The sequence below is a fragment of the Streptomyces viridochromogenes DSM 40736 genome, assembly GCF_000158955.1.
Classification (GTDB): domain Bacteria; phylum Actinomycetota; class Actinomycetes; order Streptomycetales; family Streptomycetaceae; genus Streptomyces; species Streptomyces venetus.
This window is the reverse complement of sequence record NZ_GG657757.1, coordinates 128106-140496: the sequence shown is the minus strand read 5'-3', so window position 1 is coordinate 140496 and position 12391 is coordinate 128106. Positions and strand designations below refer to the sequence as shown.

Annotated in this window: 10 protein-coding genes and 1 pseudogene; 2 read left to right on the top strand and 9 right to left on the bottom strand. The window is 71.4% G+C overall.

What is annotated here, in order from left to right:
• Window positions 1–36: 36 nt before the first annotated feature.
• Window positions 37–1098 carry an extracellular catalytic domain type 1 short-chain-length polyhydroxyalkanoate depolymerase gene (locus SSQG_RS00690; protein ID WP_003987714.1) on the bottom strand — a complete coding sequence of 354 codons (1062 nt, stop codon included), beginning with the start codon at window positions 1096–1098 and terminating at the stop codon, window positions 37–39.
• Between the two features lie 339 nt (window positions 1099–1437).
• Between SSQG_RS00690 and SSQG_RS00685 the strand changes: the two genes are divergently transcribed.
• A complete protein-coding gene (locus SSQG_RS00685; protein WP_003987713.1) occupies window positions 1438–2871 on the top strand; it encodes a 3-hydroxybutyrate oligomer hydrolase family protein in 1434 nt (477 codons plus the stop codon).
• Window positions 2872–2911: 40 nt separating this feature from the next.
• Here the strand turns inward: SSQG_RS00685 and SSQG_RS00680 are convergent, their stop codons facing one another.
• The 6 genes and pseudogenes from SSQG_RS00680 to SSQG_RS00655 form a co-directional block, all read right to left on the bottom strand.
• Window positions 2912–5398 carry a tetratricopeptide repeat protein gene (locus SSQG_RS00680; protein WP_106434135.1) on the bottom strand — a complete coding sequence of 829 codons (2487 nt, stop codon included), beginning with the start codon at window positions 5396–5398 and terminating at the stop codon, window positions 2912–2914.
• A gap of 31 nt (window positions 5399–5429) precedes the next feature.
• Window positions 5430–5810, bottom strand: coding sequence for a hypothetical protein (locus tag SSQG_RS00675; RefSeq protein WP_003987711.1), 381 nt, complete (start codon window positions 5808–5810; stop codon window positions 5430–5432).
• A gap of 155 nt (window positions 5811–5965) precedes the next feature.
• A pseudogene (locus SSQG_RS00670) lies at window positions 5966–6268 on the bottom strand (DUF664 domain-containing protein).
• Between the two features lie 43 nt (window positions 6269–6311).
• Window positions 6312–6857, bottom strand: a complete 546-nt coding sequence (locus SSQG_RS00665; protein WP_003987709.1) for a class I SAM-dependent methyltransferase — start codon at window positions 6855–6857, stop codon at window positions 6312–6314.
• 98 nt (window positions 6858–6955) lie between these two features.
• On the bottom strand, window positions 6956–7486 hold the full coding sequence (locus SSQG_RS00660) for a DUF4232 domain-containing protein (RefSeq protein WP_039931707.1): 531 nt from the start codon (window positions 7484–7486) through the stop codon (window positions 6956–6958).
• A gap of 236 nt (window positions 7487–7722) precedes the next feature.
• The gene (locus tag SSQG_RS00655) at window positions 7723–9846 is read right to left on the bottom strand and encodes a SpoIIE family protein phosphatase (RefSeq protein ID WP_003987707.1); all 2124 of its coding nucleotides are present in this window, start codon (window positions 9844–9846) and stop codon (window positions 7723–7725) included.
• Between the two features lie 357 nt (window positions 9847–10203).
• On the opposite strand from SSQG_RS00655, the gene SSQG_RS00650 reads away from it, so the two are divergent.
• Window positions 10204–10497 (top strand): hypothetical protein, encoded by a 294-nt coding sequence (locus tag SSQG_RS00650; RefSeq protein WP_039934574.1) that lies wholly within the window; start codon window positions 10204–10206, stop codon window positions 10495–10497.
• A gap of 33 nt (window positions 10498–10530) precedes the next feature.
• Here the strand turns inward: SSQG_RS00650 and SSQG_RS00645 are convergent, their stop codons facing one another.
• Both SSQG_RS00645 and SSQG_RS00640 read right to left on the bottom strand, forming a co-directional pair.
• On the bottom strand, window positions 10531–11280 hold the full coding sequence (locus tag SSQG_RS00645) for a hypothetical protein (RefSeq protein ID WP_039931706.1): 750 nt from the start codon (window positions 11278–11280) through the stop codon (window positions 10531–10533).
• 29 nt (window positions 11281–11309) lie between these two features.
• The gene (locus SSQG_RS00640) at window positions 11310–12179 is read right to left on the bottom strand and encodes a hypothetical protein (protein WP_003987704.1); all 870 of its coding nucleotides are present in this window, start codon (window positions 12177–12179) and stop codon (window positions 11310–11312) included.
• Window positions 12180–12391: the final 212 nt, after the last annotated feature.

The window sequence follows — 12391 nt, the reverse complement described above, 5'->3', positions numbered from 1 at the left end:
CGAGGTGGCGGTGCTGTCGGTGGTTCCGGTGAGCCCTCAGCCCGTGGGTGCGGGCAGTGCGGCGGTGCTTCGGTCGTCGTCGAGGCCCCAGAAGCGGGCGGTGTGGTAGCTGGAGCACAGGGTGTCGAGGTAGTAGGTGCCGGTGCTGCCGCACTGCTCGGCGCCGCCGCCCGGTTCGACCGCCAGCCCGTGCCCCATACCGGCGACCGAGTAGACCTCGACGGCGGGCCGGCCGGAGACGTCGTCGTAGACGCTCAGCGTGGCGCCCCCGCCGAGGCTCTCGGTGCGGGAGGGCGTCTGGCCGATGCCCCACACGTTCGTCCACTGGTCGCGCAACTCGGTGGCGTTGGCGGGTTTGACCGTGGTGTCGGCGGTGCCCTGCCAGATGGCGACGCGCGGCCAGGAGGACGTGCCGGCGGGAGCGGCGGAGCGCACCAGGTCACCCCATCGGGCCGGGCTCTTGTCCGGCGGGCTGTACATGCAGGTGTACGCCGCTGCCACACCGCTCGCGCAGCGCGCGGGCAGTCCGGAGCCGATGGCGCCGCCCGCGAAGACGTCGGGGTAGGCGGCGAGCATGTTCGCGGTCATGGCGCCGCCGGCCGACAGCCCGGTGATGTGGACCCGTCGCGTGTCGCTGCCATAGAGCGCGGCCGCTTTGTCGACCATCTGCCTGATCGACAGCGCCTCGCCCTGCCCGCGCGAACTGTCGCCCGGTTCGAACCAGTTGAAGCAGGAGTTGGCGTTGTTGGCGCTGCTCGTCTGGGGGAAGACCAGGGCGAAACCGAAGGTGTCGGCGAACTTCGGCCAGCCGGAGTGGGCGTAGTAGTCGTTCGCGCTCTGCGTGCAGCCGTGCAGGGCGACCACGAGCGGGGCGTCGGCCGGCAGCCCGTCGGGCGCGTAGGTGTACATCGACAGGTTGCCGGGGTTGGTGCCGAAGCCGGTGACCTGGGTCAGCCCCGCGGCGGACGCCTGCGGGCTCCCGGCGATCAGACCACCGGTCAGGGCCAGAGCCCCCGCAGTGGCGGTGACCCAACGGCGGATGCCTCCGATGAGGCGGCGGCCTTCGGTGAAGCGGAACGGAGGATGCGACTGTCCCATGACGACTGCCTCCTGATGTGGGGGACGCTTCGTGTCGCCGACACCTGCAGGGGTCCGGTGACCGGCGTGGCGTGCATCATCGGGGTGCGCCCGCCGGCGGGGGCATGGGCGGGGCGGCCACGCTTGACGAAAACCTGTGTGACGGCCCTACATGGCCCGATGCGTTGTAGGTCGCGTAGGGCAGGAGCGCCGACGGGCCCAGCGCCCTTCCGTCCCTCGGCTGCGTGGTGCCGGCCACCATCCGCCGCTTGGCAATGGTGGTCGGCACCCCTATATGGAGCAGCGAACAGGCGTCATAACCTCCGGCACGTCCTTGTACGCGATCGCGGAGGCACACCCATGCGTCTCTCCCTTCGTTCCACACCACGTTCCTGGCGAAGAACCGGTCCAGTGGCCCTCGCCCTGGCCGCCCTCACGCTCGGCCCCGCCCCCGCCATCACTCCCGCCACGGCGGCACCGGCGAGCCAGGGCAGCCACTGCGACCACCCGACGAAGGCGCGTGTACCGGGAGCCGAGCACCAGCAGGCCGCCTGCCTGGACGAGTTGACCACGGCCGGCACGATCGCCTCGGGTCACACCGACCCGGCCGACTGGGCAGGTCTGACCCCGAAGGACCTGGCCGTCCCCAGCGGCGTCCCTGGCATCCAGATCGACGGCTACTTCCCCGACACCTCCACCACCAACACCAACCACGGCTGGAGACATGACGCCCAGTTCGTGATCCGCCTGCCCGACCGGTGGAACGGCGGTCTGGTGGTCGCGGGCACCCCCGGCAACCGCGAGCAGTACGCCAACGACCGGGCCATCGCCGACTGGGTGCTGTCCCGCGGGTACGCCTACGCCGCCACCGACAAGGGCAACACCGGCCTCGCCTTCCACCGGGACGGGAAGACACCCGGCGACGCCATCGCCGAGTGGAACGACCGGCTCACCCAGCTCACCCGAGCGGCCCGGGCCACGGTCGCCCGGCACTACCACCGTCCGCCGTCACACACTCTGGTGACCGGTATGTCCAACGGCGGATACCTCGTGCGCTGGCAGCTGGAGAACCACCCGGGCCTCTACGACGGGGGAGTGGACTGGGAGGGCACCCTCTGGCGCTCCGACGGCCCCACCCTGCTCGACTTCCTGCCCGACGCGCTGCGCAACTACCCCGTGTACGCCGCCCACGGCGAAGGAGCCGACGAGGCGCGCAGTGCCCTGCACGCCGCCGGATTCCCGGCCGGGTCCGAGTTCCTCTGGCCGTACCACCACGAGGTCTACTGGGACCTGACCCAGCGCATCTACCGCGAGGAACTGGACCCCGGCTTCGACGGACCCACCGAGGCGGGCACGCCCTACTGCACGTCGGGCACGCCGGCCTGTGACGCCGACTACGACTACGCGGCCCGCCCCGACGAGGTCAGGAGGGCCGTGCAGAAGATCGGTCTCACCGGACGCATCGGGAAACCGCTGATCACCCTGCACGGCACCCTGGACGTCCTGCTGCCGATCGGCCGGGACTCCGACGTCTACGCCCGCATGGTGCGCCAGGCCGGGCGCGGTCACCTGCACCGCTACTACCGCATCGAGGGCGGCACCCACACCGACTCCCTGGTCGACACCTACCCGGATCGACTGCGTCCGCTCACGCCGTGCCACCGCACGGCGTTCACGGCCCTGGAAGGCTGGCTCGGATCAGGACACCGGCCGCCCGCCTCCCGCACCGTCGCCCTGCCCGCCGGGCGAAGTCCGGCGACCCTCGCGAACAACTGCTCGCTGGGCTCGCGGTAGCGCTTCGCCTCCTCGGACGCTGAGGTCCGTGGAAGCCCGGTCAACGTCGACGCGGCCTGTGTTCCCGCTGCCACTGCCGCAGCATGGCAGCCATCTTCACGGTCTCGGGATGCGACGGGGGAAACAGCCGCCGGCGATCGGCGACGACCGTCTCCAGCAGGGCGATCCCCTCCGTTCGGCGGCCCGCCTTCCAGTAGGCGTTGGCGAGATGAGCCCGGCTGGAGACGGTGCTGGGGTGCCGGGGCCCCTGGAGGCGCGTCCAGTCGGCGACGTTGGGCTCCAGCAGGGCGATGGCCTCCCGGCTGCGCTCACCCTCCAAGTAGCACGCGGCGAGGCTGCCGCGTGCGGCGAGCGTCTCCGGGTGGTCGGGCCCCAGTTGACGTTCGCGGTCGGCGATGACCCGCTCCATCAGGCGGATCGCCTCGTGCGTGCGCCCGGCGAGGTGGTACGACTGGGCCAGGACGTAACGCACCGTAAGCGTGTTGGGGTCGTCGGCGCGACCCCGGCCCCGGTCGATGCGCTCCAGTATGTCGATCGCCTCGTCGGTGCGGCCGACATGCCAATAACAAGGAGCGAGGTTCATCAGGGAGTTCTCGAAGTCGGGATGACCGGTGCCGAGATGCCGCTCGCGGTCCGCAGCGACCTGCTCCAGCACGTCGAGGGCCTCGCTGATGCGACCGGCCTGCTGGTAGGAGACGCCCAGGTTGGCCCGGGCGATGAGAGTGGCCCGGTGCCGGCTGCCGAGCTCCCGCTCACAGTCGGCGAGACCGCGTTCCTGAAGGGCGATGGCGTCCTTGATGCGGCCGGCTTGCCCATAGGCGGAGGCCAGGTTGTTGCGGGCCAGCAGGGTGTGCCGGTGGCCCTGGCCCAGCCGCCGTCCGGCCTGTTCGGTCAGTTCCTCCCAGTAGGCGAACGCGGTGCTGAACGCCCCCGCGTCGAGCAGGCTCTTGCCCGCACGCCACAGCAGCAGCCGGGCATCGTCGTCGGCCCACAACGTGTCCTCGGCGCAAGCCGCCAGGGCGCTGGTGTTGGAGCGCAGCACGGCCGCGAGGCCGGAATCGGTCTGGTCGAGCTCCGGCCACAGCTCCTCAAGCCCTTCCGTGGCCGCTCGCACGGTCGCGGGCAGATCCCGGCCGGGCACCGTCTCGCGCGCTGCCCGGGCGGTCAGCGCATGCAGCCGAACCGCCCGCCTGCCGTGCGCCGAGTCGTCGGTGATCAGTCCGTAACAGTGCAGCAGACGCAGAACGGCGCGTGCCTGCTCCGGACCGGTCCGCGGCCGCAGGAAGCGTCGGCGCGGTTCACGATGAGCGCGTAGATAGCGCAGCACCGACCCGCTGTGCCACAACTCGCGAGGGTGGCCTGCGGGGTCGAGGTGGGCGATCAGACGCAGCGCGGGCACCGCGAGCCCCACCGGGGCAGAGGCCTGAGCGGCGTCCAGGGACAGCAGCAGCGCCGCGGCGACCTGTCGTCCGTACCCCTCGGTGTCCGCGCTGGCGGGAAGCACCTCGTCCAGCAGCCGGTGACGATCCTGGAACAGCCGCAGGTACTGCCCGCACGCCACGTCCTCATTGACCATGTAGGCGGCGGCGTGCGACAGCGCCAGCGGCAGCAACCCCAACGCGGCCACGAGGTCGGCCTGCGTCCCGTCCCGCAGGTGGCCGGCACCGGCCTCCGCCAGCCGGCCTTCCAGATAGGCGAGGGCCTCTTCGGAGGTGTAGCCCTCGACGTCCACCACCGCGCGGCCGCCACCGAACAGTTCGGCGTCCCTGCGCCGGGTGGTGGCGAGCACACGGCCACGGCCCCGCAACGACGCCGGAGGCCACCAGGTGGCGAGCGCCTTCGGGTCGGCCACGTCATCCAGGACGACCAACCACCGCCGCCGGGTGGCGGACAGCCAGTCCAGGAACGCCCGAGCGTCGACCTCGGCGTCCTGGCCGTCCGCACCGCGCGCCTCCACCCGGCGGGCGGCAGCGGCGTACTCGGCGACCACCTGGCCGGGGTAGGCCGCGTTCACCCACACCACCAGGTCGGCGCCCCCGTCGAGCGCTTCCCAGGCCAGCTTGGCGGCAAGCTGGGACTTGCCCACTCCGCCACCGCCGCGCAGCACCTGGGTGAGCACCACCGTGGCGTGCCGGTTCCGCGCCGCCTCGATGCGTTCGCGGACCTCGGCGCGTTCCTGGAAGGGCGACGCCGGCGTCGGCGGGTTTCCCACCACCAGCGGCCATTGAAGCGGCTCCGAAGGAGCCTGCACCACGGTGACCGCTCCCGAGACGGCCAGGGAGTTGGGGCCGCTCGCACGGGCATTCCCGGTACGGCGGACCGAAGCCCCCTGGCCGGCCCCGGGGCCCCGCAGACCCGTCACCGCGGTGGCACCGTCCGTGGCCCGGGCGTCGCCCGTGTGCGCCGCCACAGCGGATGTCCCGCCGGATCGTGTGTCCGGCGGGACGGCGGGCCGCTTGGGCGATCGCCCCTTGCCCGCCGCCTTGCCGCCCTGCTTGCGTTTGCGGCCACCCGTCCCGCGTCCCATGTGCCTCCCCCTCGCCGCTCCACCGTCCGCTCTACTCGCCGAAGTCGACGCCGCTGCTCGCCCGGCTGCCCTCACCACGGGCGACAGCGTCACCGGTCCGCTCGGCCCGCGCCGATCCGCCCGGCGCCCCGGCCGGTCGACGCACACCCGTGGAGGCGATGGCGCCGCCCTCGGCCTCTACCCGCCCAGTGGCCACCGCGACGTTCTGGTCCCGGGATCGCCGCGCGGAACCGGAACCGTCCGACGCCCGTTGGAGCAGGGCCCACACCAACGCCGCCACCCCTGTGGCCGCCTGGACGGACGCACCGACCAACTGCCCCGCGTCCGGGCTGCCCAGCAACCACACCAGCGGCGTCGAGACGATGACGAGTACCGCAACGGTCAGCACCCCCGCAGTCCTGCTCCTCGACATGACATCCCCCCTCGTACGGCGGCCCCCCGGCCGCCAGGTGAGGCCCAGAACTACCAGACCGTCGGGTGCGGCTGCGTCACTTTCCGAAAAACCACTTCCCCGACAGTCGGCACCATTTACGGCACATGCCGCACCGCCGCGCACCCGACCGCGGATCAGCGGCCGGTCGAGCCGTCGATCAGTTCCCGGAGGATGTCCGCGTGGCCCGCGTGACGGCCGGTCTCCTCCCGCCGAGCACGCCGTTCGCGCGCCCGACCGCATCTCGGCACCGGGCCACCACATCCGCCACGCTGTCCGCCGACGCGGCCCGGAAAGCGGGGTTCAGGTGCGCCGTCGATCTTCGCGGCGATCGAAGTCCGCAGGGGGTCGAGGAATCCGCGCAGGACCTCGGTCTCACAGTTTCCGGTCCGCGGCGGCGGAGTGTCACCACGCCGGTCGCGGCGGGTGGTGCTGGGCACAGCGGTCCCCTCCCTTCCGTCCGGGCCGACGCACCGCGCCGGGTCAGGCCGTACGGCGGACGACGAGGACGTGGTCGGTGACCTCGGCGGTATGCCCGTCCGGTCCGGTCGCGATCCGGCGCGGTGCGTCGGCCCGCTCGACCGTCCATGTCGCCGGGGCCAGACCGATTCCGGCGGCGACCTCCAGCGGGCTCGGGTACCGGACGTCCGGATCCTGGTTCCACGACCACGGAGCCGTCGAGCCGTGGTCGACGACCAGCAGCCGTCCGCCCGGTCGCAGGGCGTGTGCGGCCGAGCGCAGAACGGTCGACCGGTCCAGACCGAAGGGGGTGTGCAGGTAGTGGGCGCAGACCAGGTCGAACTCGCCGGGCGGGGAGGACTTGTGCAAGTCGCCGCGCACCGTGCAGACACGGTCGCCCAGAGCATGCGAGTGAGCGAGGGCGGCGAGCCGCTCGACCGCGACGGCCGAGATGTCGACGGCGGTGACCTGCCACCCCTGACCGGCGAGCCACAGCGCGTCGCCACCGTCGCCGCACCCGAGGTCCAGCGCCTCACCGGGCGGCAGACCCGGCACCCAGAGACCCGGCACGGAATCTTGCGGTTACGGCAAGCCGACGGTTGAGCCTGCGCCGTGCGGGTTGCCCCGGCCGACGGTGTGTCCGTCGACCGGGGCGAGGACGGGCGGGGTCAGTCGGAGAAGGGGACCGCCTCGGCGGGATCGGCGTGCCAGTTGGTGGCGATGGGCCGGTCGACCTTGACCGTCTCGGGGAGGTTGAGGGTGATGGAGTTGGTCTCGTCGCCCGCGACGGAGAGGTGGAGCCGCTCGAACTCCTTGCCGAAGTCGTTGTTGGTGGTCTTGGGGTTGATGCCGGCGTAGGCGGCGGTGGAGCCGGACAGCGTGACGTTCTCGCTGACCGCCTGCTCGGCCGGCGCCACCTCGGTGTCGGCGGAGGAACCGAAGGACGCGGAGGGGAAGACGCCCTTCAGGTAGCAGGTGACGCCGGACTTGGCCTTGGCGGTGACGAGGAGGTAGCCACCCGCCTGCGTCTCGGAACTGACCTTGAAGTTCAGGTCCTTGGTCCCGCAGGCCCGTGCGGTGCTGCTCCGGCTGTCGGCGGTGGCGTTGACGGTCGCGGTGGCGGTGAGTGCCACCGCGGCGACTGCGATCAGGGCGAGGCGGGCGGGGCGGCTCGGGCGGGCGGCAAAGCGCGAACGCATTGAGATCTCCATCGTGCGGAAGTGGGTCGTCCAGCGGTCTGCTGGAATGACCGCAGCTTGCTCCGCGATCCGTCCCGCTCGCCACAAACGGCGGTCATCACGGGACGCTGGAACGCTGGAACCCCCACTGACCTGCACAGACGCTGGCAGCCTGGAACGGTCCGCTGGGACGGTCCGCGTGGCCCCTCGGTCATGCCCCCAGTCCGCGTCAGACGTGAGGAGGCGGCGATCCGCCGTCACTGCATGTGGAGCAGGAGCAGGGCGATGTCGTCGGTGTGGGTGTGCCGGGGGAGGGCGTGGTGGATGAGGCTGTCGGCGAGAGCGTCGAGGGACTGGTTGCCGCTGCTGGTGAGGTGGCGGGCGAGGGCGGCGATGGACTCGGTGAGGTCGACTTCGGGGGTTTCGACGAGGCCGTCGGTGTAGAGGACGAGGAGTGATCCTGGGGGCAGCGGCGCCGTGGTGACGGGGTAGTGGGTGTCCGAGCCGGTGTCGATGCCGAGCAGCGGCCCTGGCTCCACCTCCAGCACGCGGGTGCGCGGGGTGAGGGCGGGGGTGCGCAGCAGTGGGGGAGGGTGCCCGGCGCTGGCCAGGTGCAGACACCGCTCCGCGAGGTCGATGTGGATGTAGAGGCAGGAGACGAACAGGTCGGTCTCCAGGTCGAGCAGGACCCGGTTGGTGCGGGCCAGGACCTCGCCGGGGCGGGTGCCGGCGGTGGCGTGCACGGCGGTGCGGACCTGACCCATGAGCGCCGCGGCGTTGATGCTGTGTCCTTGCACGTCTCCGATGACGGCTGCGGCGGTGGTGTCGCTGAGGCGGATCAGGTCGTAGAAGTCGCCGCCGATGTCCATGCCGTGTGCGGCCGGCAGGTAGCGGGCGGCGACGGTGAGCCGGGGGATGTGGGGCAGGGTGACCGGCAGGAGGGTCTGCTGCAGGCTGTGGGCGAGGTCGTGTTTGGCGTCGTACAGGCGGGCCCGGTCCATGGCCTGGGCGATGAGTCCGCCCAGTGAGACCAGTACGGCACGGTCGCTCGCGCTGAACTGGCGGGGATGGTCGTAGGACAGCACACAGCAGCCGACCCGGCGGTCCGAGACGACCAGGGGCAGCATGGCCCAGGCCTGCTTGCCGCTGAGGGCGGGCGCCTGCGGGTAGGCGCGGGCCATCTCGCCGGGGTCGGCGAAGAAGGCCGGGATACCGCTCTGCAGGACGTGGCCGGCGGGCGTCACGTCGGTGTCCACGGGCAAACCGTCCAGGCGTGCGACGCTGCGCGGATCGTAGCCGCGGTGCCCGGTGATCTTCAGGCGTCCGGCGTCGATGGTGGAGATGACCATGCCCTGAGCGCCGAAAGCGGGCACGATCTGGTCGGCGACGACGTGGATCACGTCGGCGACGGTGACGGTCTGGCTCAGGGCCGCTGCCAGATGGGTCAGCTGGTGGATCCGCCCCGTGCTGGCGCCCTCGGAGGCGGGGCCGAGGGGTGCGGTGGTGCGCGGCGCTGGTGCGTCCGGGTACTGCTGCTGGTGGTGGGGGTAGATGAGGGCGCTGATGCCGCTGACGTTCGGGTAGAGCTGGAAGTCGAGCCATACGTCAGGTGGGCGCAGCGCGGTGTAGGCGACGGGCTCACGGCTGAAGACCGCGGTGCGGTAGTGGTCCTCGTGGACCGGGGTGTCGAGCCAGGGCACGGCCTGCCACGGCAGAGTGCCCAGGAGACGCTCGGCCCTGCGGCCGAGCAGCCGGGCGGCAGCGGCGTTGAGGTAGGTGATGCGGCCTTCCAGGTCGAGGCTGAGGGTGCCGATGGGCAGCCGTTGGACGAGGTCGGCGGCGGCCAGCCCGGTCTGCGCCGCGTCCGGACCCGGATGGCGCAGGGGTACGGCCCAGGGCTGATCCGGGACGCTCCATGGGACCGGCGATTCGTCCAGTACCTGAGTGATGCGCCGGGCACTGGACTGAATGTGCCCGCGTTCCCGCTGGGTCAGGGACGGCGGGTGGCTCGCGGACCAGACCAGCGCCAGCGCTCCCCACCGGCGGGCTCCGTGCAGCGGGGCGAAGGCCAGCGCGAACTGGTAGGGCAGCCCTGCCGCGGCGTTCGGGTACAGGCGCGCCAGATCCTCCTGTCGCCCCACCCACACCAGACGGTCCTCCCGCACCGCCTCCGACAGCGGACCCGCGGCCGACACCGCCACCCGCCACCACGGCGCCGCGGCCGCCACCGGCATCCCGCACACCGCCGCCAGCCCCAGGACCGGTTCGTCCGCCGACAACAGGTACACACCAGCCGCCGAGGCCCCGGTACGGCGCACCGTGGCGCTGAGCGCCTCCTCCAGCGACGTCTCGACACCGATCCCATCGCCATCATCTGCCACATATAAGACGATATGCGACCTGTGGTGAGTCGGTGCGAGGATCTCCGCGTCGAGCCCGGCGCAAGAGGCGGAAGCGAGGGGTGGAAGGTCGAGGTCAGCCCTGCCGTGACGCCCGGCCAGTGCCTACCAGGCGGTGGTCGGCCGCCTGCGCCTCGGCGCGGACGACACCGTCCTGATCACCGGCGGCGCGGGCGGCGTCGGCGGGTTCGCCGTGCAGCTCGCGGCACTGGCCGGCCCCGCGTGATCACTACCGCGCAGGCGCACAACACCGCCCACGCCAAGGCGCTGGGAGCCGACGCGGTCATATGGAGCTTGCGGGGGGCTGATGGAGTGCGTGTATCGGGGTACCTGCGCGGCATGGCACCGGAAACTGATCACGCTGAGTCCGTCCGAGCCCTGCGGCAACTGCGCAGGATGCGCACCTTCTACTCGGGGGGTGCCGTCTTGTGGGCCGCTTCGGCCGCGGTGGCGGGATGGGACGACCCTGGAAGCCGGCAGATGTGGGTATCGGTGGTGCTGCTGGCGGTGTTCACCGCTCTGCTGTCCACGACGTATCTGTGCCTGTGGCGTCAGCAGTCCACCCGTTGGAGTGAGCCCGTGCACCATGCCGCCCCGCGCAGGATGGCCTGGCGCCACCACGCCGACGCCTGAGGAACGGGAGAACATGTGGCCCTGTAGCCGAAGTCAGGGCTGCCAGGCTGCCGCCAAGGCGGTGAGGACGCGTCCGGTCTTGTTCTCGGGGCGCTCGGAGAGCACCACCCCGCGCGCCTTCACCGCCTCCTCCAGCTTTCGCTGCTTGCGTTCGGCCCGCTTGCTGAGCTTCTCGGCGTCGTCCTCGTCCTTGGGCTTCACCCGGATCGAGGCCTCCAGGAATTCCAGACCGGCCACCGACCAGGCCTCCAGATCCACCTCCAGGTCGTCGAGTGGCACGTCGTCGACCTTCGTCGACAGGACCGGCCCCAGCGCGACCAGCCCATCGATCGCGACGGTGGGCCTGCAGGTATGCAGGAACTGGTCCTGCACCGCGTCGATCGGCGCACCGGGATCGGACCCCGGCGCCACCGCGTCCGACAGGGTGCCCGGTGGGTGACCGTGCGCCAGCGAGGCAGCCAGCACATGGTGGCTCCCCGACCAGTCGTGCTCGATCTTGTACGTGAGATGATCCGCGTCGAACGGGGCGGAGAACCGGCCGACCAGCTGTTCCGGCGTGCACGGACGCAACTTGACCGTCAGCTCGTCCGGACCGCCCCCGCTCCTGAACCGTACGATCACGCCGCCCTCCAGCAGAGGAACGCGCCCCTCGGCGACGCCGCCCCGGTCCTCGGCGAACCAGATCTGGCGTGTCGTCGTCGCGTGCGGGCCGCCGAGGACCGCGAGCGCCGCTCTCACGTCGCTCTCGACGTTGACCTTGATCTCGACAGGCAAGAGGTTCATCGCAGCGCTCCCGCACGTTCCTCGACCGGCTACTTCTCGTCGAAGACGAGGTCCTCGGGGTCGTGAGTGAGCCGCACGGTGTTCCCGTTGCTGGCCTGGACGACGGTGTCGAAACCGGTCCACTGCCCGGTCGAGAGGATGAACAGCCGGTCCTCGCGCTGCTCGAGGTAGGCGGGCAGGCCCTCCAGCGAAGGGTCACCGTCGTTGAGCTGGAGGTAGTCGGCCAGCCGGCGGAAGAGCTTGGGCAGCAGCACCGCGCTGTCGGTAAGGGTGGACATCCCCTCCACCTTCACTCCGCTGAGGGTCTGGTCCTTGGGCCACAGGCCCTTGTCGGCCTCCCTGGCCTGCTGGGCCGCCGCGGTCATCTCCTGCCGCAGATCGACGAACAGCTTGCGGTAGAAGGTGGGATAGGCCAGGCCTTCCGCGAGCTGGTGGTGATTGACCGTCTCCCGCAGATGCTCCGTGGTGACGGTGACGAACTCGCCGCTGGAGCCCGGAGCATCGGTGCCGCGGCCGGCGAGGGCGACGCAGCGCCCGTGGACGTCCGCGTTGCGGGTGAGGATGTAACCGGGCCGGGAGTCGGGGTTGCTGCTGGTGACGATGCCGTGGGTGTCGCGCTGTACGTCTTCGAAACCCAGCCAGGCCAGCAGTTCGTCCGCGGCCCGGCCGGCGAAGGGTGCCGGCTGGTGCAACTCGGGGCCGCGGGGCGGGCTGTAGTGGGTCTCCAGGGTGTCGATGCCGTCGAGCCGGAGCTGAGCGCCACCTGCGCGATTGCGCCGTACGCGCCGCCCGCGCAGGAGATCCCACTGGTCGGGGTTGTCCGGGTAGAAGCGGACGGAGTCCCCGTCAGGACTCGCCCCGATGATTTTGTACGTACCTTTGATCAGCAGCATCGGCATGGTGCCACTCTCCTCCCGGCTATGTGCGGAATCCGTCGCCGAAGTGCGGCCCTCCTGGCGGAAGTCACGGCTCCAGCCGGTCCGGCACCGTATCGTTGAGATACAGCTCGAGTTCTGGCGGCCGGTATTCCGGATCCTTGTCGTAGCGTTCTTTGGCCTGCACGGACAGGAACTCGTTCCCGTCGAGCCGGCCCTTGTCGTCCTTCGCCCGG